The sequence below is a fragment of the Thalassococcus lentus genome (assembly GCF_028023555.1).
GTDB lineage: Bacteria > Pseudomonadota > Alphaproteobacteria > Rhodobacterales > Rhodobacteraceae > Thalassococcus_A > Thalassococcus_A lentus.
This window is the reverse complement of sequence record NZ_JAQIOY010000006.1, coordinates 1-23850: the sequence shown is the minus strand read 5'-3', so window position 1 is coordinate 23850 and position 23850 is coordinate 1. Positions and strand designations below refer to the sequence as shown.

Sequence of the window (23850 nt, the reverse complement as noted above, 5' to 3'; positions counted from 1 at the left end):
TGCAAACATGGTTGCCCAAAAACTTTATGCCGGAGCCAAGCTGCGCGATCTGAGAACGCGGCTGGGTCTGACGCAAAAAGACTTCTCTGCCAAACTGGGCGTGTCACTGCCCTATTTGAACCAGATGGAGAACAACAATCGTCCGGTCAGTACGACCGTGGTTCTGGCGCTGGCCCAAGAGTTCGGCTTTGACGTAACAGAACTGGGTCAGGGCGACGCGGAACGGCTGGTCACGGACATGCGCGAAGCACTGGCCGACCCTGTGTTCGGTGACGCCACTCCGCCGCTGGCAGACCTGCGGCTGACCGCATCGAACGCGCCGGCGCTGGCGCGCGCCTTTTTGGAACTGCACCGCGCCTATCGGCAAACCCATGAACGCCTTGCATCGCTGGACGAAGCGCTGGGGCGCGAGGATGCACAATTGCAACCCTCGCCGTGGGAAGAGGTGCGCGATTTCTTTCATTACTGCGACAACTACATCGACGCCGTGGACCGGGCCGCAGAGCACTATGCCGATCTGACACAGGGCGAAACCAACATCCACGCGGCCGCGACCAGACGACTGGCCTCAAAAGGGATCACTGTTCACTACGCCCAAACCACGCCTTTGCGCAGCTACGATCCAGAAAAGCGCCAGATCATCCTGTCTTCGCTCGCTTCGCCAGAAACACAAAGTTTTCAGCTACTTGTTCAGGTTGCCTTGCTCAGCCAGAACCGTTTGCTCGATGCTACGCTGGATTTGGCGCGTTTCCAGACACCCGAAGCGCGGGCAATCGCCAAGCTGGGTCTTGCAAACTATTTCGCCGGGGCGGCGATGATGCCCTATGGCGCCATGCTGAACGCCGCGCAGGAAACACGGCACGATCTGGAATTGCTGGCTGCGCGTTTCGGCGCGTCGATCGAACAGGTTGCACACCGGCTTTCGACGCTTCAGCGCCCCGGCGCAAAGGGCGTTCCATTCTTCTTTGTGCGGGTCGATCAGGCCGGCACGATCACCAAGCGCCACTCGGCCACCCGGCTGCAATTCGCCCGCTTTGGCGGGGCTTGCCCGTTGTGGAACGTGCATCGTGCCTTTGAAACACCCGGCCGCTTCCTGCGGCAGCTTGCGGAAACACCCGATGGCGTGCGCTACATCAGTCTGGCGCGGGATGTGTCCAAAACCGGCGGCCATTTTGGTGCGCCAGTGCGCCGCTATGCGATTGCGCTGGGGTGCGAGGTGAGACACGCTGCGTCCATCGTCTATGCCGATGATCTGGACTTTACCCGCGCCGCTGCGTTTGAACCCATCGGCATTTCCTGCCGGATTTGCGAACGCACCAAGTGCCACCAACGATCCGTTCCGCCACTGGAAAAACGGCTGTCCATCAGTCCCGGAAAACGCGAAGTGCTGCCTTATCAGCTGGAATAGCGGACAAGTTTCGGCTGTCAGGCCAAAGCATCGCGCAGCACGGGCCACTGATTGGCAAGCGCGGCCATCATGCCCGCATCTTCGGCGCTCAGCGCACCCTGAGCAGCGGGCCGAAACCGCGATCGGAAAGCATCCAGCACAGCGGCTTCGTTGCCCTCATCCCAGCGGTATCCGAATTTTGCTGCGTCGCGCCAGAACTGTTCGGGTTTGGCCGTTTGCGCCGCGTCGGGCCATATGCTCAACCCGCCCAGCGCCAGCCGTCTCCAGTCAAATCGGCGACCGGGGTCTATTTTTCGGCCGGGCGAGCAATCGGAATGACCGATGACACGTTCCGGCACAATAGACCACCGCTGCATCATTCCTGCCAACAAGCGTTCCAGTTGAGTCATCTGCGGCGCAGAAAATGGCTGGCTGCCAGTGTTGGCAATCTCGATCCCGATCGAGCGGGAATTGACATCCGTCGCATCCCCCCAAGCGCCCCGCCCCGCGTGCCACGCGCGTTCGGCTTCCGGAACCAACTGCCAAAGCCTACCATCTTCGGCCAGAACATAATGTGCAGAAACTTCGGCTTCGGGATTGCACAGCCAATCCCGCGCCCCTTCGGCTGTGGTCATGGCGGTGTAGTGCAGCACAATTAAATCGGGCCGCGCAACAGATTTGCGCGGCCCGTAATTCTGTGAGGGAAACCAGATGGCGTCTTCGGTGTCAGCCTTCCCAGAAGCCCCGGTCATGCCAGATCAGCCACCGCGAACAGCACGGAACGGTGCCGGGCTCCAAGTGCAGGCGAAACCGTCACCATCGGGGTCGACGCCCTTGCGATCCTTCTGGGGGCCGCCGTTTGCCAGAAAATCCTCTTGTGCCAGATCCGCCGAGGCGTATCCGCCACACGCCCGCTGGTACTTGGCATCCGCACGAAAGCTGGACCGTTTGTACAGGGCCGTGCCGACAGGGTTGGTGGTTTTGAGAGCGTACTGCACGATGTTCGGCCGGTTGGTGCCTTCACGCTTGGGCAGATCGGTCGGCGTCACAACGCTGTATTGCGCCCTGTTTCGCGCCAGAAGGTCTGCGTCAGCCTGAATATCCCGCTGCGATGAGACCGCGTTGAAATCATTCTCGCCCGAAATGCCGGCAGCGTTGCGTACAACGGATGGCGCCGGATTGGACGGAGATGCATCAACAGGCGCCTGACCAGAGTTGGCCGCCGCTGCTGAACCAGCTGCATTGCGTTCAGCGGCGTCGTCCAACGTCGTGGCCTGAACATCAACAGGTCCGGGTACGGTTGTCGGACCACCCCGGCCCTCAAGCTGCGCATCACGCGCCTGACGATACGCCGCGTCGTCGAAGCCGACCCCGCGCCCTTTGTCCACCACACCAGCACCGCTGTCCGGAACGCTGGGCGTACAGCCCATCAGGGCAACCGCTGCCACACCTACTAGAAGAAACCGCATCTCTATGTCCTGCCTATTCTTTTTCAGGCGCTTACCACCATTTGGCGGGCTTGGCTACAAAGCCGGCGGCCTGCTCAAGCGCATAGGCGGTATTCAGCAGATCGCCTTCTTCCCATGGACGGCCAATCAGCTGCAGACCGAGGGGCAAACCTTGCTTGTCCATACCCGCCGGAACAGCAATGCCGGGCAATCCGGCCAGGTTGACCGTCACGGTAAAGACGTCGTTGAGGTACATCTGAACGGGATCGTCCATTTCCATTCCCAGTTCAAAGGCAGAAGACGGTGTTGCTGGCGTCAGAATCGCATCCACGCCCTGGGCAAAGACATCTTCGAAGTCTTTCTTGATCAGGGTGCGGACCTTGCGGGCGCGGTTGTAATACGCGTCGTAAAAACCCGCGGACAACACATAGGTGCCAACCATGACACGACGCTGCACTTCGGGACCAAACCCTTCGGCGCGTGTCTTTTCGTACATTTCGGTGATGCCATCGCCCTGCGCAAGCGACGCGCGGTGCCCGTAGCGAACGCCATCATACCGCGCAAGGTTCGACGAGGCCTCGGCCGGCGCAATCACGTAGTAGGCAGGCAACGCGTATTTGGTGTGCGGCAGCGAGATATCGACGATTTTGGCGCCCGCGTCCTCCAGCATCTTGCGGCCTTCGGCCCAGAGCGCTTCGATTTCGTCAGGCATGCCATCCATACGGTATTCGCGTGGGATACCAATGGTCTTGCCCCGCACATCGCCAGTCAACATTGCCTCAAAATCGGGAACCGCCAGATCCACCGAGGTGCTGTCCTTGGCATCATGCCCGCACATCGCTTCAAGCATGATCGCGGCGTCGCGCACATCCTTGGTCATGGGGCCCGCCTGATCCAAAGAGGAAGCAAAGGCGACGATCCCCCAACGCGAACAACGCCCGTAGGTTGGCTTGATGCCTGTGATGCCAGCAAATGCTGCTGGCTGGCGGATCGATCCGCCTGTGTCCGTACCGGTGGCACCAAGGCAAAGATCAGCGGCAACCGCCGCGGCAGAGCCGCCCGAAGAGCCGCCCGGCGTCAGCTTTGCTTCGTCGTTGCCCCGGCGCCAAGGGTTGATCACGTCGCCATAGCACGAGGTCTCGTTCGACGAGCCCATGGCGAATTCATCCATGTTGAGCTTGCCCAGCATCACAGCACCGGCGTCAAACAGCTGGGTGGTGACGGTGCTTTCGTATTCCGGCTTGAAACCGCCCAGAATATTGGAAGCAGCCTGACTGGCGACACCCTTTGTGCAGAACAGATCCTTGATGCCCAATGGGATACCGCACATCGCAGGCGCATCCCCGGCTTTGATCCGTGCGTCGGCCGCCTTGGCCTGATCCATCGCGATTTCGGGCGTGTTGTGAACAAATGCGTTCAGAACACCGGCGCCTTCAATTGCACCCAGACAGGCTTCGGTCAGGTCAACACTGCTCACATCGCCTGCGCGCATCGCGTCGCGGGCTTCGGAGATTTTCATTTTGCTCAGGTCAGCCATAGTTATTCCACCACCTTTGGAACCGCGAAAAAGCCTTCGCGCGCGTCTGGCGCGTTGGACAGGACCGCGTCCTGCTGATCGCCATCGGTCACCCCGTCCTGACGGCGTTTCAAACGCATGGGCGTGACAGAAACCATGGGCTCTACGCCGTCCACATCGACTTCCTGCAATTGCTCGATAAAGCCGAGGATCGTGTTGAACTCTTGGGCCAGCGCAGGCAGCGCATCCTCTTCGACCTTGATGCGGGCCAGCTTGGCCACGCGTGCAGCGGTTTCGGTGTCGATAGACATCTGCAGGCTTCCTTTATTGATCTCTTCCCGCGCGTCTACCGCGCGGCGGCCCGCCCTGCAAGATCATGACGGGTCCAGACCGCAATCATCCAGCCCAACATGACCGCATTGAGCAAATGCCATGCGAAATGCGTGCCCATCGGCAAGACATTGCAAAGCGGCTCATCAATCGTTCGGGCAGTCAGGGATAGCACGAGCAGCCCCGCGCCAACGGCAAGTCCACGGGCCGTTTTGGGTGCCCGGTGCCGAAGCAAAACAGCATAAGCCGCGATCAGCAGCGGGACCGGCGCATAACCTGCGCTGTCACCCAATGCTGGAATGGCGCCGAATACCGGAACCAGCAAAGCCGCGTAGGGAAAAAACAATGCGGTCGCGGCCAGAGCCCACCAAGGGCGCAGATGCCAGAAGTCGCGGTTCGCAGCGAAGATATAGATCAGGATGAACAGGACAATCGGCAGAACATCCAGTGCCCCGGCCCAAGGTTGCGCAAAGGTGTGGAACAGGAATGACCCGACACCAATCGCTGCGAGAACAAGGCAAAGCACGCGGCCTGTGCCATGCGTGCGCGGCCAGAGCCACGCGGCGACCACGACAAAGGCAAGATTTGTGATCGCGTTGATCGGCTCGGCCCAAAACCCTGCATCAAGCCGCTCGCAATAACCGTCAACCGCTCTTGTCCAATCCATGAGGCCTCACCGGGAACATCCAAATTTCGTATCGTTTTCTTGCAAACCCGGGCTACAGTTAACGCGATTGAACCAAAAGCGAATAGGAGATGCGCTATGCAGATCATCTGGATGGGCCACGGGAGTTTTCGCGTAGAGATCGGGGATCAGGTGTTGCTGATCGATCCTTGGTTAACTGGTAACCCCATGATGGAAGGTCAGGACGGCGAAGCAGCAATCGCCGGGGCGACCCACATTTTGGTCACGCACGGTCACTTTGATCATACGGCCGATATTGTCGACATATCCAAGAAAACCGGCGCTCCAGTCTCGGGCATGAACGAACTGGCGAAATTTCTGAGCAGTCAAGGCGCGACCGACGGACACGGATTTAATTTAGGCGGCACGATCGAAATGGGTAACGTCACCGCAACCATGGTGCCCGCATCACATTCGTCATCTATGATGGTTGATGATCGTCCGCTTTATACCGGCACGGAAACCGGGTTCATAATCTCGGGCGAAGGCAAAACGCTCTATGTGTCCGGTGACACTGGTGTCATGGCCGATATGGATTGGATGGGCGACTACTTCAAACCTGACATCGGCATCCTGTCTGCGGGTGGATATTTCACCATGGACATGAAACAGGCCGCCTATGCCGCCAAACGGTATTTCGACTTCAAGACCGTCATTCCATGCCACTACAGGACGTTCCCCTTGCTCGAACAGTCAGCCGAAGTTTTGGCCGATGGGTTGCCGGGCGTTCAGGTCGTCGAACCACAGGTGATGCAAGCCATCGAGCTTTGAAACCGGGCGCGCCGTGTGGCGCGCCTGACTTCCGATCAAGGCAGCAAAACGGCCTTGCGTTCAAAAAACGCGCTGTCGGTGCTCAGATCATCATAGGTCAATTCGACCGTGATGGTCTGGATCGAACCGGGCGGAAAAGCCTTGTAAATCACAGCATCGTCCGGAATTGCATTCGGCTGCGCCGTGTCAACGAGACAAGGCGGCAGGTCCCAGGCCTCGGGTGGCTCACCGTTGATCCCGACATGCGCGGCAGCCAAACCACAGCGCCACGCCAACAGATGCGACAGATAGATCAGGTCCTGTCCTTGCCAGTCACGCACGGCAACCCAGTTGCCTTTGGTAGCCGTCAGGATCGGCTTGACCTCAAGCGCGGTTGTGAACTTGCCGGTCGCGACCTGAGGCTCTGCTGTATAGGCTTGGCGTGCGCGTTCCTGTGCAGATGGTGCAGCCGCTTCGCTTGGCACACCGCCGCTGACAGGTGGCGCCTCGGCGGCCGCCGCATCCGCCTGACCAGAGCCTGCCCCACCGCCCATGGCAGTCGCTATGACCAAAAGAATAATGTCCAACACTGCAACTCTCCCTTTTTAAATATCGTTTGCGCTGCCGTCTAAATTGAGATCGCGCTTTTTTTCTTGAGCCAATCGGCCCTATACTGCGCCAAAAGGCAAGTCAGCCCAAGAACGAGCAGGTCCAGAAATGGCGAAAACCAAGGCCAAAACGTCCAAAGCCGCTCCGAAAAAGAGCGCGGCCAAGCCAGCACGGATACCCCCGGCCAAGAAACCCTTGCCGCCGAAAACCAAGCCTTTCAACATCATGATCGTCGGTCAGGCCGGGCGATTGCAGTACGAAGCCATTCTGTTTGCGGCCTCTTTGCAACGCGCCAGCGCGGGCCGTCCTTGCAAACTTTATATAGCGGAACCGCAGCCCGGCCCGAACTGGCCAAACGATCCTTCGATCCGCGATCCAAACACCCGCGCCTTGCTGGAAGATCTCGGGGCGGTGTTCGTGCCGTTTGAAAACCGGCATTTCGGCCACGCCTACCCCTATGGCAACAAGATCGAGGCCCTGCTGGCGATGCCAAAGGGCGAGCCATTTGTTTTCTTTGATACAGACACGCTGGTTTTGCAGGATCTTACGCGTGTTCCGTTCGATTTCGAGCGGCCGACCGCATCGATGCGACGCGAAGATACATGGCCACAAATCGAACTTTATGGCCCCGGCTACGCGCAAACATGGAAATCGCTCTATGATCGGTTCGGTCTGGATTTCGAGAGCTCGCTGGACCTGAGCTGGCCCGACGAATACTGGCAGCGTTACCTGTACTTCAACGCGGGTTTTTTCTTTTACAAATGTCCGCATGAATTTGGTCAGCGTTTTCTGGACTACGCACTTTCGATCAAAAACGACCCGCCGCGTGAATTGGTGTGCCAATCGCTGGATCCATGGCTGGACCAGATCGCGCTGCCTTTGGTTATCCACGGGTTGGGCGGTGGCCGTAACACTTTGCCTGAAGGTCTTCTGGACGGCGCTACGACCTGTCACTACCGCGTGCTGCCCCTACTCTATGCGCGCGAACCTGACAGCGTCGTCGATCTTTTGGAAAGCCTTGCAGAACCCAACAAGATCAAAAAGGTCCTCAAGCAGTATGACCCGTTCAAACGTATGATTTACCAGGGACGCGGGCACAAAGTGCGGGCGCTGTTTGACCGCGATGACCTGCCCCGCCGGGAGCAAGCCATTCGAAACACGATCAAGCGTGAAGGGTTCTGGATGCGTTGATCTGTCGTGCGCCCGTCCGTCAGACGGGCTCACTTTCCGTCAGTTCATCGCCCGCAGGACACCCCGATCCGAAAAGAACCGCGGCTGCAGTTTCCGGCCTTCATCACACAAAGTGTAGACAAATTCTGACTGCGGATGGGGCATGTCCAAACAATCCTGCATCCATTGCTCCAAACGCCGGAAGGCGTCCGTGTCCGTGGCATCGATCATTTCCACGCTTTCGCGGCTGGGGGCCGCGACCAAGACACACTCAGCCCCGATCTCGGCCTGAATGCCCTTCAACGTCTTGGGCGACAGCAGCAAACTGTTGCTGTTCCATTCCAGGTGATCCAGCCAGATGCTGAAGACACCTGGCGCAGATTCGCGCAACTGGATGCTTTCCAGCACTTCGGCAAAGTTCTTTTCAGCCTGAAGCCAAAGGGTTTCTTCGCTCCAGCCAGCCGCTTTTCCCCGGCTTCTGGGAAAGGTCCCGACCTGCGCATCCAGATCCTGCATCAGGATCACGCTGCAATCCCCCGGCCCGGGCCGGACAAAAGCGTTATCCCTGTAGGTTTCCAGAAATTCCGCGTGCCGCAGTGCAGGGAAGATGGAATTGGGATCAACGTTCGGTTCGACCAATGCAATGCGGGCCATTTCCACAAAGGCCGTCACCCGTTCGTCGATCAGCGACGCGTCGAAGGGCGCCGAAAAAATCTCGGCCAAAAGATTGGCAAGATCGAGGCGAGCCTCTTCGGCACCGCTGGACTTGTCGATCAGCCTCACCTGTCCCGGCTCGTCAGTTGCAGGAGCAATTTCATGGCTGGGCAGCGCACGTCGCAATTCTGCAGAAATATACGCCAGCAGTTGCTTCGGAGACAGTCGCCCGTCTTCGAGAGTATCGGTCTTTTGCACGGATGTCCGCTCCCGCTCGTTCTTCGCTCTTGCGCTTTGTATCTTCGAACACTTGGACAACACTGCGTCGCGGCTCTGGCATATTGGGGACCTTGTCAAAGCAATGGTTTGACCGAATTGAGGCCCTGAAAAGATCCACCTGATGAAGAAAACCAACCCGGCCTGATCATTGGGCAAATGTTATGTGACACAGCGCTTGATCAGGACAGCGTCACACTTTTGCGGTCATTCATGGAAAAGTGGTCTTTGTCCGAGGATGAAGAACAGGGGCCGTTGTGGGCTGGCATGCAATGGCCTAATCCTTGCGGCAGCACAAACTTCAGGGAGGATCCCATGACCGACGGACCCGAATACGGCTTTGACACGCTGCAAATCCACGCAGGCGCCCGCCCAGACCCGGCAACCGGCGCGCGGCAAACACCGATTTACCAGACAACAGCCTATGTGTTTCGCGATGCCGAACACGCCGCTGCTTTGTTCAACCTGCAGGAAGTCGGCTATATCTATTCGCGCCTGACCAACCCAACGGTCGCGGCACTACAGGAACGCATGGCCACACTCGAAGGCGGTGTCGGTGCTGTTTGCTGTTCTTCAGGTCATGCCGCGCAGATCATGGCGCTGTTCCCTCTGATGGGCCCTGGCAAAAATATCGTCGCCAGCACAAGGCTTTACGGTGGTACTGTCACGCAGTTCAGCCAGACGATCAAACGCTTTGGTTGGTCCTGCACCTTTGTCGACTTCGACGATCTGGACGCCGTCAAGGCCGCGATCGACGACGACACACGCGCCGTATTCTGCGAGTCGATCGCGAATCCGGGTGGCTACATCACCGACCTCGACGCCATCGCCGGTGTCGCGGATGAGGCGGGCATTCCTTTGATTGTCGACAACACCTCGGCTTCGCCTTACCTGTGCCGGCCAATCGAACACGGCGCGACCCTCGTTGTGCATTCGATGACCAAGTACCTGACCGGCAACGGCACCGTAACCGGCGGCGTCGTGATCGATTCGGGCAAGTTCGACTGGTCTGCATCTGACAAGTTCCCATCGCTCTCGGCGGCAGAGCCAGCCTATCACGGGCTCAAGTTCCACGAGACTTTTGGCCCGCTGGCCTTCACCTTCCACGGGATCGCGATCGGCCTGCGTGATCTGGGCATGACGCTGAACCCACAAGCAGCGCACTACACGCTGATGGGGATCGAAACCTTGTCGCTGCGCATGCAAAAGCACGTTGAAAACGCTGAAAAAGTCGCATCCTGGTTGGAAACACATGACGCGGTCGAAGCGGTCACCTACGCCGGTCTCAAGTCTTCACCCTACAACAAACGGGTGTCAAAAATCTGCCCCAAGGGCGCCGGTGGCCTGTTCACCATCGCACTCAAGGGCGGCTACGAAAGCTGCGTGAAATTCGTCGATAACCTCGAAATTTTCAGCCATGTTGCCAACCTTGGCGACACCCGCAGCCTTGTGATCCACTCCGCATCGACCACGCACCGCCAGTTGACGGTGGAACAACAGGTTGCTGCAGGTGCGGCGCCCAACGTGGTTCGGATTTCGATTGGCACAGAAGAAGCTGATGATCTGATCGCTGATCTGGACCGTGCGCTGAACGCGGCGCGCTAAATTCATGGCGGCGCGCAAGAAGAGTGCGCTTCAGCAATTGCGCGCCGCCATCCAGCAACATCTTCTGCCGGAAATCTAAGCGGCAGCGTTTTTTCGGCGCGGCATGATCTGACACCGGAATCGGAATGGGACGGCGAACGGTACAACTGGTTCTACGGCCGCCCCGATCGCCAGTGCCACCCGTTCGACTTGATCAACATCGGTATGGACCCCGCAAAACGCCTCGATCCGCTCATATGGATGTCAGGCCAATGGTTATGGCGTCTGCCCGGCATGCGGCCCGGCGCTTTGCAAAGTTGAAATTCCCGCGCTAGGGCTGCAGTGCAAAGACCATTTGGACCTGCGCAGATATGCCCGTTTCACCCGCGGCCACCGGGACCGATTCAGCGCGTGCGGCCATCATGATCCCGGGCTCCGGTCGTGAAACGAACCCCTCGCTGATCGACAGAATGGGCCCAAGTGTGACACCTGCGGCTTCTGCATAAAGCTGCGCTTTGGCCAAGGCATCCGCGACCGCCGCACGGCGCGCTTCATCCTCGAGCGGGCGCCGCTCTGTCAGGCCGAACCGAAGCCCGGACATTCGATTGGCGCCGTCTTCTAAAGCCGCCCCCAAGACATCACCCAAACGATCCAAATCACGCACCCGGATTGTCAGACGGTTCGAGGCCTCGAACCCAGAAACCTCTGGTCGATTGCCCGAGGACCGGTTATCCCAGATCGGACCAAGCGACAGATCGGACGTCTGAACATCTGCCCCGCTGATTCCAGCGGCTTTCAATCGGGTCAGAATGGCTGACACGCTTTGAGAGACCGCATCCATGGCTTCGGGCGCCGTTTTGGCCCGTTCTGTCACCCCCAAAGTCAGACTCGCCATATCCGGCGCTGCGGTGACGACCCCCTGTCCGTTGACCCGCAACGTCGGCACGTCAGCTCCAGTCTCTTGCGCCTGCAATGGCAGAGCCGTCACCGTCAGGGATAGTCCAAGAACCATCGCACTGAAAAAACGTTTTAAAAGCATAGGGTTTCCTTTCGAACAGGCCGTCTCATCGAACAATGCGCATCAATTTTCAATGTCACGCCGCACTGGGGCAATAGCAAGCGCAGCGCGCTGCTTTTCTTTTATTCGGCAAAGCTTTGCTGTATTATACGGGTGTGGAACCTTAAGACTCCCACAGCAATAGCAGGACTGCTAAAGAGCCCGCATGCGACTGAACTTTGCCTTGTCACTCTCCTTCGACGGAATCGTACTGCTGCGGCGGATGCCGGGCGGTTGGGCGCCGATCGGAGAGGTATCTCTGGAATCTTCGGACCTTGATGGCGATATGGCGCGCCTGCGCAAAACCGCCCGGTCCATCCATCGTGGCGCGCATCAGGTCGGATTGATCATTCCGAACGAACAGATGCGTTATCTGGACCTGCCCGATTTGGGCGGCGATCAAAGCGCCCGTGATGCCGCTATCAAGGCGGCGTTGGAGAAAGAGACGCCCTACACCTTTGAGCAGCTGGCCTACGACGTGAGCACCGCGAACGGCCGCCTGATGGTCGCCGCCGTTGCACGCGAGACGCTGGACGAAGCCGAAGCTTTTGCCAAGAGCCACAACTTTGTTCCTGTTGCCCATCTTGCCATCGCGCCCGAGCTGTCCTTTGAGGGCCCGGTGTTTTTTGGCAAGGCCGCGCAATTCAAGGGCAAGTCAGAACCGGAACGCCCGCTAGCAGCGTTGCGCGTGATCGCTGCGACAGAAGATGCATTTGCCCCGACGAAAAACGCGTTTGTTCCGGAAGACCAGAACAACAAACCCAACTTCCTGTCCTCGCGCAGTGAGAACAAGGCCGATGTGGTTGAGCCTGCCAAGGCAGAACCAGAAGCCAAGCCAGAGCCCGAAATGGCAAAGCCTGCCGCGAAACCGGACGTTGTCGAGGCAACACAGGAAAAGCCTGCTCGCTTTGCGACTCCCGCCCCAGCGCCCAAGCCACAACCCGACCCCAAGCCGCAAGAACCGGCAGCCCCGACCGCTCGGTTTGGCGGTGCTCAGGCAGAAGTGCCGGTCGCAAAGGATGCGGTCAAAGCGCCAGTCGCTCCGGCCCCTTCTGCACCGACCGTAGCGCCCCCGGCCGCCGCAGCAGCGCCGGCAGCTGCGCCCGTGCTGCGCAGCCCCGAGCCGCCTGTCGTGTCAAACGCACCGCCGATCGAGGCTATCCCCGCCAAGGTGACGGACGATATCCCAGAGGCAGAGGCGAGCCCCAGCTTTTCCTCGATCCGGGCAACCCGCGACGCAGATGCAGAGGCCCCGGCTTCGGTGCCAAAGCTGGGCGCCGCCGCGGCGGCCGCAGCCAGTTCAATGCGGCGGTTCATGCCATCCCTAAAAGCGGATACCGGTGTCAAAGGCGCAAAGATCACGGATGGTCGCATCGAGGCTGAGGAGGTTGCTGAGGATACGGCAGAAGACACCGGCAAAGGCGCGACATTTGGTTTCTTTTCCAAACGGCGCAAGGCTGAGAAACCGGTTGATCCGGCCCCCGAAGCCGAACCCGCAGCAATGCACAACGATGATGGCATCATTGATGACGTGCCGCCAATGCCCGCAGGTGTTTTGACCGCGCAAACGCTTGCACGCAAAGCACCCGAGGCAACCACTGCGTCAAAGGCCGCCCTTCAAAGATTGGCCGCCATCCGAACCGCTGCAGGCGATCGCGATGCCCGCCGAAACGAAGCAAGCCTGGTTGGCACAGCCGGTGCTGGCGCAGCTGCAGCCACTCTGACCGCCAGCCAGTCCGAGCGCGAACGCATGACGGTGTTCGGCCAACGCAGCAAGGATCAGGTGGGGGGCAAACCTCGTTTTCTGGGCCTGATGCTCACATCTGCCCTGCTGTTGTTGTTGATCGGTGTTGCGGCTTGGGCTTCGGTTTTCATGGACGAAGGTCTGGCACGCTTCTTCCGCAATTCTGATCAAACACCCGCAGTCGCCCTGGCCCCAGCCGCGCTGCCCGAGGTCAACCCCGAGCAATTGGACGTTCGCCCTGCCGAAGAGGAACTGGATGATGCCTCGGTGCAGGTTGCCGCACTGGATACCGGGGTCGCCGAGCCGGTTGAACCAGTGCAAGCACCACTGTCCATTCCACGACAACCCTCGGCGCTCAGCGCCGAAGAAGCCGCCGCCACCTATGCTGCGACCGGCATCTGGCAACGCGCACCCACAGCCCCCGCAGAACTGCCTGTGGGCAACGTCGAAGACATCTACGTTGCATCGATTGACCCTGCCGTTCAGCAGTTTGATGCGGTTGCCCTGCCCGACGCGCGGCGGATTGCACCGGGCGCAACATTGGAAGATCCCGGCTTGCCCCCGCCTGCTGGAATGGTTTTTGATATCGATGAACGCGGGTTGGTCCGAGCCACCGCACAGGGTGCATTGACCCCTGAAGGCCTGCGTATTTTTGCTGGCCGCCCGCCAGTCACTCCACCTCTGCGCACGGCACTCGCGGCGCCACAGGCCCCGGATGCCGCAGACGTGCCCCCATCTGCCGAAGCGCTGGCCCTAGCAGCGTTCCGCCCCAACGCGCGGCCTTCGGATTTGGTTGAACAGCGCGAACGCGCCGAATTGGGCGGTATTTCCCGGGCCGAACTGGGCAAAATCCGTCCAAACATGCGCCCCAAGACAGCGCAGGAAGAAGCCGAGATCGAGGCGCCGGACGCCCCCGCAACCCGGCAGGCCGTGGCCAGATCGCTGGCCCCTGTATCGCGCCCGCGCAACATCAATGCCATCGTTCGCCGCGCCGAACGAGAAGCGACCCGCGCGCCGGTTCAAACGGCATCGGCAGCGGCTGTTGCCCCTCGTACCGTTCGTCCTGATGTGCCGTCCTCTGCATCCGTTGCGCGCTCAGCCACTGTTCGGAATGCCATTAACCTGAACAAAATCAACCTGATCGGTGTCTATGGGACATCGTCCAATCGCCGCGCACTCGTCCGCTTGGCCAATGGGCGCTACAAAAAGGTCAAGATCGGCGACCGTATCGACGGTGGCCGGGTGTCCGCGATCAGCGAATCTGAACTGCGGTATAACAAAAGCGGCCGCAGTGTCGTGTTGAAGATGCCCCGCAGCTAATCGCTACAACCCAAAACAAAAACGGCGCCGGATTGTCCGGCGCCGTTTTTCTTTGATGGAAGGCCTTGCTATTCAGCAGCGGTCAATTCGCCATTTTCAATCTGTTCGCGCTCAATCGATTCAAACAGTGCCTTGAAATTCCCCTCGCCAAAGCCGTCGTCGCCTTTGCGCTGAATGAACTCAAAAAAGATCGGTCCAACAACTGTCTTTGAAAAGATCTGCAACAGGATGCGCGTTTCGCCGCCATCAACAACACCTTCACCATCAATCAGGATTCCGTGTTTTTGCATCCGGTCCATCGGCTCATCATGGCCATGCACGCGTGTCTTGCTCAGCGTGTAGTAGGTCTCTGGCGGGCCCGGCATGAACTTCAGACCGTTCTCAGCGATTGCATCCGTCGCGTCATAAATATCATGCGCGCCCACTGCGATATGCTGAATGCCTTCGCCTTTGTACTTTTTCAAATAGGCGACAATCTGGCCGGTCTCGCCGCGGTCTTCGTTGATTGGAATGCGAATACGCCCACAAGGTGAAGTCAGTGCGCGGCTGAACAGCCCGGTGTATTTGCCTTCAATGTCAAAGAACCGGATTTCCCGAAAGTTGAACAGGTCCTGGTAGAACTTGAACCAAACATCCATGTTCCCCTTAAAGACATTGTGCGTCAGGTGATCGAGATAGTAGAAACCAACGCCGCGCGGCTTGGACTGTTCGATCCAGTCAAATTCGGCGTTATACGGCGAAGTGTCGTAATACTGATCCGTGAAATAAATCAAGCTGCCACCAATGCCTTTGATGGCGGGCCAATCCACGGACTTATCCGCGCCTTCATAGGGCTCCGCACCTTTCGAAACCGCATGATCAAAGGCCTGCTGTGCATCAACCACACGCCAGGCCATCGCTGACGCGCAGGGGCCGTGCTCCTCGGCGAAACGAGAGGCGAAACTGCCCGGCTCGGCATTCAGGACATAGGTGATATCGCCCTGCTGCCACAACTCGATCTGCTTGGTCTTGTGATTGGCCACATGCGCATACCCCATCTGAGCAAACAGCGCGCGCAGAGACTGCGGCTCGGGATGCGCGAACTCGACAAACTCAAAACCGTCGGTTCCGGCAGGGTTTTCGGGTGTGATCTTGGATTGCGGGGCATCGTGCGGGAAAGGTCCCATGAGCGTCTCCTGTTTGCGGCTTCCTAATCAATCTACACCTCGAGCGCTGCAAATTTTGCGCATTTCATACTTTCAATTCAGAAAATTCGCATGCATACCGCTCTATATTGATATTTTGCGCGGAAAACTCGCATCATGGACCAAATCGACACACAATTGCTGAATTTGCTGCAACGCAAGGGCAATGCGACCGCACAGGAACTGGCGGACACTCTGGGCCTGTCGGCCTCTCAGATCGGCCGCAGACGGCAGCGCCTTGAAGATTCCGGCGTGATCCGCACCTACCGGGCGCAGCTCGCCCCGGAACGGGTCGGGCTGACGGTTCAGGCCTTTGTGCAGGTTCAACTGGCGCGCCACGGTGCCGAGCAAGGCCGTTCATTTGATCAGATGTTGCGCACCCGGGATGAGATCACGTCGGCCTGGACCATGACAGGTGAAGCCGACTACCTGCTGCGGGTCTGGTGTGAAGACCTGCCCGCGCTCAACCGTTTGATCCACGAAGTCCTGCTGGCCCATCCAACAGTGGCCCGCGTCCACAGCCAGATCGTCATGGGGCAATCCAAGGCCGATGCACCGCTTCCGGTTCGATAAATCCCGGAAGGTTTCTTTGTGCTTCAAATATCCCGGGGGTGAGGCCGCAGGCCGAGGGGGCAGCGCCCCCTGCCCGGACCGTTAAAACGGCACGTCGTCCGCCGCGACGATAAAACGGGCAACCACCTTCTTGATACCCGCCTTTTCGAATGCGATTTCCAGCTTGTCGCCTTCGATCCCCTCGATACGGCCATAGCCGAATTTCTGATGGAAAACCCGTTCGCCCAAGGTGAAGGCCGAAACTGCCTCCAGATCGATCACGGTGTTCCGGCTCTCACGCGGCTGACTGACCGAGCGTTCACCGGCACGCGATTGCATCCGCTTCCAACCCGGCGAGTTATAGACATTGGCTTCAGCCACGCGGCTTTCCAGATCAGACCCAAACCCGCCGCTCATACCAGCCGCGCCATATCCGCCACCGTAAAGACCCGGCGGCGTCAGCACATCCACATGTTCTTCCGGCAATTCGTCAATAAAACGAGAGGGCATTGACGACTGCCATTGCCCGAACACACGCCGGTTGCCGGCAAAGGAAATCGTGCAGACCTCCTCTGCGCGGGTGATGCCGACATAGGCCAGCCTGCGCTCTTCCTCGAGCCCTTTGACACCGCTTTCGTCCATGCTGCGTTGCGACGGGAAAAGCCCGTCTTCCCAGCCCGGCAGAAACACAGCCGGAAACTCCAGCCCCTTGGCCGCATGCAGCGTCATGATCGAAACCTTGGCCCCGCCATCATCGCTTTCGTTGTCCATGACCAGCGACACATGTTCCAGAAATCCTTGCAGGTTTTCAAACCCTTCCAGCGCCTTGACCAGTTCCTTGAGGTTCTCCAACCGACCCGGCGCTTCGGGTGTTTTGTCGTTCTGCCACATCGTGGTGTAGCCGGATTCATCAAGGATGATTTCCGCCAGTTCCATGTGGGACAGCCCGGCCTCCCCGGTCATGCGACCCCAACGCGCCAGATCCACGACCAATTGGCCCAAAGCGGCCCCGCCTTTGCCCTTGATCGCGCCCTGCTCAACCGCCAAGGCCGCGCCATCCAGCAAAGACACTCCGTTTTCCCGTGCCAGCCGCTGAATGGTCTGCTGCGCCTTATCGCCCAGCCCGCGCTTGGGCGTGTTCACGATCCGCTCGAATGCCAGATCATCATCCGGCGAAACGACCATGCGGAAATAGGCCATGGCATCTCGGATCTCCATGCGCTCATAGAAACGCGGGCCACCAATCACCCGATAGGCAAGACCAATGGTCAGAAACCGGTCTTCGAAAGCGCGCATCTGATGCGACGCCCTGACAAGGATTGCCATGTCATCGAGAGAGAAAGCACGCAATCCGCGCGTGCCACGTTGCATGGATTCGATTTCCTCGCCAATCCAGCGGGCTTCTTCGTCGCCGTCCCAATGGCCAATCAGGCGAACCTTTTCACCCTCCTGTGCCTCGGTCCAAAGCTCTTTGCCAAGGCGCGACGCATTGCCTGCGATCACGCCAGAGGCTGCGGCCAGAATATGCGGGGTCGAACGGTAGTTCTGTTCCAGCCGAACCACATGCGCACCGGGAAAATCCTTTTCGAACCGCAGGATGTTGCCCACTTCGGCGCCGCGCCAGCCATAGATCGACTGGTCGTCATCGCCCACACAGCAGATGTTCTTGTGGCTTTGCGCCAAAAGCCGCAGCCACAAGTACTGGGCCACGTTGGTATCTTGATACTCGTCCACCAGAATGTAGCGGAACCAGCGTTGGTATTGCTCCAGCACATCCGGGTGGTTTTGAAAGATCACCACCATGTGCAGCAGCAAGTCGCCAAAATCAGTGGCGTTCAGTTCCTTCAGGCGGGCCTGATACTGCGCATAGAGGACCGGCCCCTGATGATTGTAGGCCCCTGCATCCGCAGCCGGGATTTTGTCCGGCGTCAGCGCGCGGTTTTTCCAGCCATCGATGATGCTGGCCAACTGACGGGCCGGCCAACGTTTGTCGTCGATCCCGGCGGCACTGACCAGTTGTTTGAGCAGGCGCAGCTGATCGTCGCTGTCCAAAATGGTGAAATTGGACTTCAACCCCACCAGTTCCGCATGGCGGCGCAGCAGTTTCACGCAAATCGAATGGAACGTGCCCAGCCAGGGCATCCCCTCGATGCTTTGCCCCAGCATACCGCCAATGCGGTTTTTCATCTCGCGCGCGGCCTTGTTGGTAAAGGTCACGGCCAGAATTTCATTTGGCCGGGCGCGCCCGGTGTTCAGCAAATGCACCACGCGCGCCGTCAGCGCACGGGTCTTCCCGGTCCCTGCCCCTGCCAGCATCAGCACCGGACCATCCATGGTCTCGACGGCTTCACGCTGTGCCGGGTTCAGCCCGTCCAGATAAGGCGCCGGTCGGGCGGCCATTGCGCGGGCGGCCAGCGAAGAGCCTTCGAAGGCGTCGATATCGTCAAAACTGCTCATGCCCGGCAAGATAGCGCGGCGCGGCCCCAAGATAAAGCTTCGTTCCACAAATGTTCCGCCCAATCAGGGCGGCAAAGCGCATATAACGAACCCGGCTGCGGCGTTCTGCCAACAACCGGGCCCGAAGAGAGATAAACGTGGCAGACCTTTCTGGTCACAACCGACCGAACCGATTCTGTCCGGACCCCGCAATCGCCGAACGCTGCCATTTCAATCAGCCTGGCACCTGCGGGTTGCAGACGGGTCAATTCAGACCACGCCTTGCAAAACGATAGCGTGTTAACCTTAAGCGACGGTTAAGCGCCGAGCGCCGAATTGACCTTGGGCTGAGCCGCTTTGTCGCGGAGCATTTCCACCAGATCGGCAAACGGTGTGCCTGTCTGTTCAGACAAACGGCGCAGGCCAAAGACGACATGGGCCATCTGCTGATAGTAACCAGTGTAGCTGTAGTTCGTCGCCGCTGCGGTCGCTGCACCAATCACGGGGATTGTCTGCGCCGCAAGCTTGCGCCCAAGAACCCCAGCAAGTCGCGGTGCAATCAGGCCAATGCCGATAAAGACATTCACGCCGTTCAGAGTGCCACGAGATGCAAGGAAATTCAGGTCCAGCTCACCCTTGGCATCGGTCAACGGACCATTGGCGGCAAACACAAGCAGGCAGTCCTTGCGGGTTTGTTCTTCGTCCACGTCATAGCCGTGTTCGGTGGCAATCGCCTGAATCGCACGCATTAGCAGCGTGACGGTTACTGGCAGCTCGGCCAAAGCCGTAGGCAATCCGCCCATTCCGCCAACAACACCGGCCGCCGTTGCAGTCGCCGTATTGACCCAGTCCTTTTGATCCTTGACCACAGCGCGTGACCCGGATGCGGCGCTCATGGCCGCCTCCAGACCGCGAACCGTCAGCACCTCGACCTTGCCGCGTGCATTTTCAGGCAGGCGCGACAGCAGTGCATCTGCAGGCCAGTTCAGCATGTTGAAAATCTGGACGCCCAAACCGCTGGCAGATTGGTAACGGTTGGCGATCGCTTCAATCTCCGCCTCGATGTTGATCGTTACGGCGGTGGTGTCAGTCTCAGTCATGTCATAGCCTCTATTGGGCCCCCTGCATACTACAATGGGTAGAGTGCACTCGCCTTTCAAGGGTTTAACCGACAGGTTTCACCGTACCGTGGAGATTTTGCCAAGCGCCCGGCTGTAAGGCGCAGCCCAAAATACGTTCCGGGTTGGTCGGAGGCGGCATTTTTACGTCCTGCAATTTCTCAAATCCAAAACGGCTGTAGTACGGCGCATCACCCACCAGAATGACCCGGTGATGCCCAAGGTCCCGCGCGCGCGCAAGCGTGTCCCGGATAAGCGCACCGCCCAATCCCTCGCCCTGAGCCGTGGGGTGCACCGCAACCGGGCCCAACAGCAATGTGGGCTGCCCGCTGATCTGCACGGGCCAATAACGGATCGCCCCACCCAGAATGCCCTGATCATCACGTGCAACGCGGCATAACTCGGAAACCGGATCAACATCTTCGCGCAGCCGGTAGGACGAAAGCGCAGACCGGCCGGGGGCAAAACTGAGGTCGAACAGGGCCTCTACGTCCCACCAATCCTCTGCTGTTTCCTGAGAGAGCGTGAACAAAGTGTCAGACCTGCGTGCAATCCGGTGCAAAGCGGCCTATCACGGCACAAAGTGTCACGCAAACGCCCTGTGACAGGGCGGAACCAAGGAACATGGATCGATGTTTTATCGCCCCGAAGACGGCCACGGCCTGCCCCACAATCCGTTTAACGCCATTGTCACACCGCGTCCGATCGGATGGATTTCGACCCGCGGCAGCGATGGCCACGATAATCTGGCCCCCTATTCCTTTTTCAATGCCGTTGCCTATTTCCCGCCGCAGGTCATGTTTTCTTCGACCTCGACGAAACCAGATCGCGGCGACACAAAGGATACGGTCGCTCAGGTGCGCGAAAGCGGGGTCTTTTGCGTCAATATCGTCGAATATGCCATGCGCGACGCGATGAACCGGACATCCGGTCCATGGGACAGCACTGTGGATGAATTTGCCGATGCCGGTATCGAAAAAGCACAATGCGATACGATCGACTGCGCACGGGTCGCAGCGGCGCCAGCCAATCTGGAATGCAAACTGACCCAAATCGTTCAGCTGCCCGGTGATGCAAATTTTGCAGTTTTCGGTGAGGTTACGGGCGTTCACATGCGCGACGATTGTCTGAAGGACGGCATATTCGATGTGCTGAGTTTCAACCCTCTGTCACGCATGGGGTATCGCGACTACACCGTTGTGCGCGATAAGTTCAGCCTGACACGGCCCGGCGAATAGCCCGGCCAAGCGCCGGGCATTCGATCTGGCACGGCCTAGCTGGCGTCGCCGGTCTCTTCCTCGTCTTCCTCGATTCCATGCGCCTTGAAAAGCCCGCCTTGGAAAATGAAGAAGGCAAAAACCGAAAGCGGCAAACCAAAGGTTTTGAAATAGACCCAGGTTTCGGTCGACATCGTACGCCAGATGATTTCATTCGCAGCAGCAAGCGCAAAGAACAACAGCATCACGCGCTTGGTCAGGATCATCCACCCTTCGGGCTGAAGCGGCATCAACCCCTCCATGACCACCTGCAGCCAGCTCTGACCCCGCATCAGGCCCACTGCCAATGCGCCACCAAAGAGCAGATAGATCAGCGTCGGCTTCATCTTGAAGAACCGCTCGTCGTTCAGCCAGACCGACAGCCCGCCGAAAACAACGATCAGGACCGCTGTCACGATCTGCATTTTGCTCAGATGGCCGGTCAGACGCCACTGCAATGCCATGGCGATCAGAAAAATCGGGATGAACAGCGCTGTGACGACGATAAAACCTTCGTATTCGGTGCCACCGATCGTGAAGACACGATCCTTGAGCCAAAGATAAGCCACAAAGAACCCGAGGATCGGTCCATATTCGAGCGCTGACTTCATCAACGGATTGATTTGGCGGTCTTCCATGGTGGCTCCTGCTGCGGTTGGTTCAATGCAGATAGTGGCATCAGCCACCAAGCTCAACGATAACCGCACCCAAGGCGATCAAAGCCATGAGAGCGATGCGGCGCGGCCCCACCGTTTCACGCAGGACCAGCCAGCCGATAAAGGCGGCAAATACCGTTGAAGTTTCGCGCAAGACCGCCGCTTCGCCCACCTTGTCGAGCCGCGTTGCCAACATCACCGCACCAAAGCTGCCGAACGCCACCAATGCGCCTGTCACCCCGCGTTTCATCAACGGGCGGACTGCGACCCCTTCCAGACGCCGCCGCAGCGGACGGGCCAGAAACAAAAGTGGAAAATCCAACGATCCGAGAAAGAAGAACCAGGCCAGAAAGGTAAAGGGGTCTGCCGTGGCCCGGATGCCGTAGGCGTCATAGGTCGTGTAGATCGCCACCATCAACCCGGTCAAAAGCGCAAGCCCAAGGGCCGGAACCAATGTGTCCCGCTGTCCTTCAAGAAAGACAAGGTTGTAGACCGCCAGCCCAAAAATCCCGATCAGCAGGATCGCAAGCCCGGACCATTGAAGGCCTGTGAAGCTTTCGCCAAAGACCAACCCTGCTCCGATCACCGCAAACAGCGGGCCCGTGCCGCGGACCACAGGGTAGACCACGGTGTAGGCACCACGTGTGTAGGCCATGGCCTGCAAGACCTTGTAGGTCAGGTGGATCACAACGGCCCCGGCAAAAATCGGCCACATGTGCGGCTCGGGCCAGGGCACGAGAAACAAGAGCGGTGCCGACAGGATCACCAACCAAAGATCAATCGCGGCCCGCGTGACCCATGGGTCAAAACGGCCCTTTTGCAATGCGCCGAAGACGGCGTGCAAAAAGGCAGCAAAAAGCGCCAGCATCAAAGCGGTTTGATGGCCTTGGGGGGTGCCTTCGAGGCTGATGAGCCACTCACTCATCGTGCGTTCAATCCACGCGAAGGCGACCACACCGCAGCGCGCGAAAACCGGATATGTGGCATGTCAGGCGCAACGAGCAATGCACTGCCTGTTGCCCCTGCGAGGATCATTCGGTGTCAAGCGCCGTCAGGGCCGCTGCAAACTCTTCGGGATCAAAGGGCTGCAGATCGTCGATCTGTTCACCCACACCGATCGCATGGATCGGCAAACCGAACTTGTCCGCCAGCGCCACAAGAACACCGCCCTTGGCCGTGCCATCCAGCTTGGTCATCACAAGACCAGAGACATCAGCAAGCTTTTGGAAGGTTTCGACCTGACTGAGCGCATTTTGCCCGGTCGTGGCATCCAACACCAACAACGTGTTATGCGGAGCTTCGGGATCTTTCTTGCGGATCACCCGCACGATCTTGGCCAATTCTTCCATCAGATCTGCACGGTTCTGCAAACGCCCTGCCGTGTCGATCATCAACAGATCTGCCCCTTCATCCTGCGCCTTGCTCATGGCGTCGAATGCAAGGCTTGCAGGGTCCGAGCCTTCTGGCGCGGTCAACACCGGAACCCCCGCACGGTCGCCCCAGACCTGAAGCTGCTCAACCGCAGCGGCCCGGAAGGTATCCCCGGCTGCAATAACCACCTTTTTGCCAGCAGCCCGAAACTGCGAAGCGAGCTTGCCGATCGTGGTCGTTTTGCCCGACCCGTTGACCCCCACCACAAGCACCACCTGCGGCGTCTTGGCGTAGATCGGCAGCGGTTTTGCCACCTCTTCCATGATCCGAGCGATTTCCGAAGCCAGCAATTGCTTGATTTCTTGCGATGACAGCCGTTTACCCATGCGCCCTTCGGCGATGTTCGCTGTCACGCGCAGGGCAGTGTCGACCCCCATATCCGACGTGATGAGCAACTCTTCGAGCTGTTCCAGCATGTCATCATCCAGAACGCGCCGCACCACGGGCTTGGCCGCTGCGGGTTTACGTCCCAGCAACCGCCCCAACAAACCGGGCTTTGCCGTCTCTTGTGGTTCGGGCGCAGGCGCCGGTGGCTCTGGTTTGATATCCATTGCCGAAAGAGGCTCTGGCTCTGGCTCTGGCTCTGGCTCTGGCTCTGGCTCTGGCTCTGGCTCTGGCTCTGGCTCTGGCTCTGGCTCTGGCTCTGGCTCTGGCTCTGGCTCTGGCTCTGGCTCTGGCTCTGGCTCG

General features: G+C 59.0%; 22 protein-coding genes. 7 read left to right on the top strand and 15 right to left on the bottom strand.

Annotated features, from left to right (window positions below; all coding sequences use genetic code 11):
• The first annotated feature begins 7 nt into the window (after nt 1-7).
• A complete protein-coding gene (locus PFY00_RS14190) occupies nt 8-1408 on the top strand; it encodes a helix-turn-helix domain-containing protein (RefSeq protein WP_271433237.1) in 1401 nt (466 codons plus the stop codon).
• A 17-nt stretch (nt 1409-1425) separates the two neighbouring features.
• Here PFY00_RS14190 and PFY00_RS14185 read toward each other — a convergent pair whose 3' ends face one another.
• From PFY00_RS14185 to PFY00_RS14165, 5 genes are read right to left on the bottom strand one after another with little or no spacing between them, the layout of a single operon-like run.
• Complete coding sequence (locus PFY00_RS14185; RefSeq protein WP_271433236.1) at nt 1426-2139, bottom strand: N-acetylmuramoyl-L-alanine amidase; 714 nt, start codon at nt 2137-2139, stop codon at nt 1426-1428.
• A gap of 6 nt (nt 2140-2145) precedes the next feature.
• The gene (locus PFY00_RS14180; RefSeq protein WP_271433235.1) at nt 2146-2856 is read right to left on the bottom strand and encodes a hypothetical protein; all 711 of its coding nucleotides are present in this window, start codon (nt 2854-2856) and stop codon (nt 2146-2148) included.
• Nucleotides 2857-2887: 31 nt separating this feature from the next.
• Nucleotides 2888-4372 (bottom strand): Asp-tRNA(Asn)/Glu-tRNA(Gln) amidotransferase subunit GatA, encoded by a 1485-nt coding sequence (gatA, locus tag PFY00_RS14175; RefSeq protein ID WP_271433234.1) that lies wholly within the window; start codon nt 4370-4372, stop codon nt 2888-2890.
• A gap of 2 nt (nt 4373-4374) precedes the next feature.
• Complete coding sequence (gene gatC / locus PFY00_RS14170; RefSeq protein WP_271433233.1) at nt 4375-4662, bottom strand: Asp-tRNA(Asn)/Glu-tRNA(Gln) amidotransferase subunit GatC; 288 nt, start codon at nt 4660-4662, stop codon at nt 4375-4377.
• Nucleotides 4663-4697: 35 nt separating this feature from the next.
• Nucleotides 4698-5348, bottom strand: a complete 651-nt coding sequence (locus PFY00_RS14165; RefSeq protein WP_271433232.1) for a ceramidase domain-containing protein — start codon at nt 5346-5348, stop codon at nt 4698-4700.
• A gap of 96 nt (nt 5349-5444) precedes the next feature.
• Between PFY00_RS14165 and PFY00_RS14160 the strand changes: the two genes are divergently transcribed.
• Nucleotides 5445-6137 (top strand): metal-dependent hydrolase, encoded by a 693-nt coding sequence (locus tag PFY00_RS14160; RefSeq protein WP_271433231.1) that lies wholly within the window; start codon nt 5445-5447, stop codon nt 6135-6137.
• 35 nt (nt 6138-6172) lie between these two features.
• Here the strand turns inward: PFY00_RS14160 and PFY00_RS14155 are convergent, their stop codons facing one another.
• Complete coding sequence (locus tag PFY00_RS14155; RefSeq protein ID WP_271433230.1) at nt 6173-6706, bottom strand: hypothetical protein; 534 nt, start codon at nt 6704-6706, stop codon at nt 6173-6175.
• A gap of 244 nt (nt 6707-6950) precedes the next feature.
• On the opposite strand from PFY00_RS14155, the gene PFY00_RS14150 reads away from it, so the two are divergent.
• On the top strand, nt 6951-7916 hold the full coding sequence (locus PFY00_RS14150; RefSeq protein ID WP_271433397.1) for a hypothetical protein: 966 nt from the start codon (nt 6951-6953) through the stop codon (nt 7914-7916).
• 39 nt (nt 7917-7955) lie between these two features.
• Here PFY00_RS14150 and PFY00_RS14145 read toward each other — a convergent pair whose 3' ends face one another.
• Nucleotides 7956-8807 carry a hypothetical protein gene (locus tag PFY00_RS14145; RefSeq protein WP_271433229.1) on the bottom strand — a complete coding sequence of 284 codons (852 nt, stop codon included), beginning with the start codon at nt 8805-8807 and terminating at the stop codon, nt 7956-7958.
• Between the two features lie 333 nt (nt 8808-9140).
• Here PFY00_RS14145 and PFY00_RS14140 point away from each other — a divergent pair, with 333 nt between their 5' ends.
• Complete coding sequence (locus tag PFY00_RS14140) at nt 9141-10430, top strand: O-acetylhomoserine aminocarboxypropyltransferase/cysteine synthase family protein (protein WP_271433228.1); 1290 nt, start codon at nt 9141-9143, stop codon at nt 10428-10430.
• Nucleotides 10431-10740: 310 nt separating this feature from the next.
• Here the strand turns inward: PFY00_RS14140 and PFY00_RS14135 are convergent, their stop codons facing one another.
• Complete coding sequence (locus PFY00_RS14135; protein WP_271433227.1) at nt 10741-11448, bottom strand: SIMPL domain-containing protein; 708 nt, start codon at nt 11446-11448, stop codon at nt 10741-10743.
• A 184-nt stretch (nt 11449-11632) separates the two neighbouring features.
• Between PFY00_RS14135 and PFY00_RS14130 the strand changes: the two genes are divergently transcribed.
• On the top strand, nt 11633-14530 hold the full coding sequence (locus PFY00_RS14130; RefSeq protein WP_271433226.1) for a hypothetical protein: 2898 nt from the start codon (nt 11633-11635) through the stop codon (nt 14528-14530).
• Nucleotides 14531-14598: 68 nt separating this feature from the next.
• Here the strand turns inward: PFY00_RS14130 and hppD are convergent, their stop codons facing one another.
• A complete protein-coding gene (gene hppD / locus PFY00_RS14125) occupies nt 14599-15696 on the bottom strand; it encodes a 4-hydroxyphenylpyruvate dioxygenase (RefSeq protein ID WP_271433225.1) in 1098 nt (365 codons plus the stop codon).
• A 132-nt stretch (nt 15697-15828) separates the two neighbouring features.
• Here hppD and PFY00_RS14120 point away from each other — a divergent pair, with 132 nt between their 5' ends.
• Complete coding sequence (locus PFY00_RS14120; RefSeq protein WP_271433396.1) at nt 15829-16287, top strand: Lrp/AsnC family transcriptional regulator; 459 nt, start codon at nt 15829-15831, stop codon at nt 16285-16287.
• A gap of 81 nt (nt 16288-16368) precedes the next feature.
• On the opposite strand, the gene PFY00_RS14115 is transcribed toward PFY00_RS14120, so the two are convergent.
• The 3 genes from PFY00_RS14115 to PFY00_RS14105 all read right to left on the bottom strand — a co-directional run bounded on the left by PFY00_RS14115 (nt 16369) and on the right by PFY00_RS14105 (nt 20352).
• A complete protein-coding gene (locus PFY00_RS14115) occupies nt 16369-18723 on the bottom strand; it encodes an ATP-dependent helicase (protein WP_271433224.1) in 2355 nt (784 codons plus the stop codon).
• 296 nt (nt 18724-19019) lie between these two features.
• Nucleotides 19020-19802, bottom strand: a complete 783-nt coding sequence (locus PFY00_RS14110; protein WP_271433223.1) for an EcsC family protein — start codon at nt 19800-19802, stop codon at nt 19020-19022.
• Nucleotides 19803-19866: 64 nt separating this feature from the next.
• Nucleotides 19867-20352 (bottom strand): GNAT family N-acetyltransferase, encoded by a 486-nt coding sequence (locus tag PFY00_RS14105; protein ID WP_271433222.1) that lies wholly within the window; start codon nt 20350-20352, stop codon nt 19867-19869.
• A 100-nt stretch (nt 20353-20452) separates the two neighbouring features.
• On the opposite strand from PFY00_RS14105, the gene PFY00_RS14100 reads away from it, so the two are divergent.
• Entirely contained in the window at nt 20453-21058 is a 606-nt protein-coding gene (locus PFY00_RS14100; protein ID WP_271433221.1) for a flavin reductase family protein, read from the top strand.
• A 35-nt stretch (nt 21059-21093) separates the two neighbouring features.
• Here the strand turns inward: PFY00_RS14100 and PFY00_RS14095 are convergent, their stop codons facing one another.
• The 3 genes from PFY00_RS14095 to ftsY form a co-directional block, all read right to left on the bottom strand.
• A complete protein-coding gene (locus tag PFY00_RS14095) occupies nt 21094-21714 on the bottom strand; it encodes an inner membrane-spanning protein YciB (RefSeq protein ID WP_271433220.1) in 621 nt (206 codons plus the stop codon).
• Between the two features lie 40 nt (nt 21715-21754).
• The gene (locus tag PFY00_RS14090) at nt 21755-22657 is read right to left on the bottom strand and encodes an EamA family transporter (protein WP_271433219.1); all 903 of its coding nucleotides are present in this window, start codon (nt 22655-22657) and stop codon (nt 21755-21757) included.
• Between the two features lie 106 nt (nt 22658-22763).
• Nucleotides 22764-23850, bottom strand: a 1087-nt coding sequence (ftsY, locus tag PFY00_RS14085) for a signal recognition particle-docking protein FtsY (RefSeq protein WP_271433218.1), incomplete at its 5' end; no start/stop codon positions are given.

Bases quoted from the DNA above. Each gene is read 5' to 3' on its own strand.
- PFY00_RS14190 (WP_271433237.1), top strand. From the start codon at position 8: ATGGTTGCCCAAAAACTTTATGCCGGAGCCAAGCTGCGCGATCTGAGA.
- PFY00_RS14185 (WP_271433236.1), bottom strand. From the start codon at position 2,139: ATGACCGGGGCTTCTGGGAAGGCTGACACCGAAGACGCCATCTGGTTT.
- PFY00_RS14180 (WP_271433235.1), bottom strand. From the start codon at position 2,856: ATGCGGTTTCTTCTAGTAGGTGTGGCAGCGGTTGCCCTGATGGGCTGT.
- gatA (WP_271433234.1), bottom strand. From the start codon at position 4,372: ATGGCTGACCTGAGCAAAATGAAAATCTCCGAAGCCCGCGACGCGATG.
- gatC (WP_271433233.1), bottom strand. From the start codon at position 4,662: ATGTCTATCGACACCGAAACCGCTGCACGCGTGGCCAAGCTGGCCCGC.
- PFY00_RS14165 (WP_271433232.1), bottom strand. From the start codon at position 5,348: ATGGATTGGACAAGAGCGGTTGACGGTTATTGCGAGCGGCTTGATGCA.
- PFY00_RS14160 (WP_271433231.1), top strand. From the start codon at position 5,445: ATGCAGATCATCTGGATGGGCCACGGGAGTTTTCGCGTAGAGATCGGG.
- PFY00_RS14150 (WP_271433397.1), top strand. From the start codon at position 6,951: ATGATCGTCGGTCAGGCCGGGCGATTGCAGTACGAAGCCATTCTGTTT.
- PFY00_RS14140 (WP_271433228.1), top strand. From the start codon at position 9,141: ATGACCGACGGACCCGAATACGGCTTTGACACGCTGCAAATCCACGCA.
- PFY00_RS14135 (WP_271433227.1), bottom strand. From the start codon at position 11,448: ATGCTTTTAAAACGTTTTTTCAGTGCGATGGTTCTTGGACTATCCCTG.
- PFY00_RS14130 (WP_271433226.1), top strand. From the start codon at position 11,633: ATGCGACTGAACTTTGCCTTGTCACTCTCCTTCGACGGAATCGTACTG.
- hppD (WP_271433225.1), bottom strand. From the start codon at position 15,696: ATGGGACCTTTCCCGCACGATGCCCCGCAATCCAAGATCACACCCGAA.
- PFY00_RS14115 (WP_271433224.1), bottom strand. From the start codon at position 18,723: ATGAGCAGTTTTGACGATATCGACGCCTTCGAAGGCTCTTCGCTGGCC.
- PFY00_RS14110 (WP_271433223.1), bottom strand. From the start codon at position 19,802: ATGACTGAGACTGACACCACCGCCGTAACGATCAACATCGAGGCGGAG.
- PFY00_RS14100 (WP_271433221.1), top strand. From the start codon at position 20,453: ATGTTTTATCGCCCCGAAGACGGCCACGGCCTGCCCCACAATCCGTTT.
- PFY00_RS14095 (WP_271433220.1), bottom strand. From the start codon at position 21,714: ATGGAAGACCGCCAAATCAATCCGTTGATGAAGTCAGCGCTCGAATAT.
- PFY00_RS14090 (WP_271433219.1), bottom strand. From the start codon at position 22,657: ATGAGTGAGTGGCTCATCAGCCTCGAAGGCACCCCCCAAGGCCATCAA.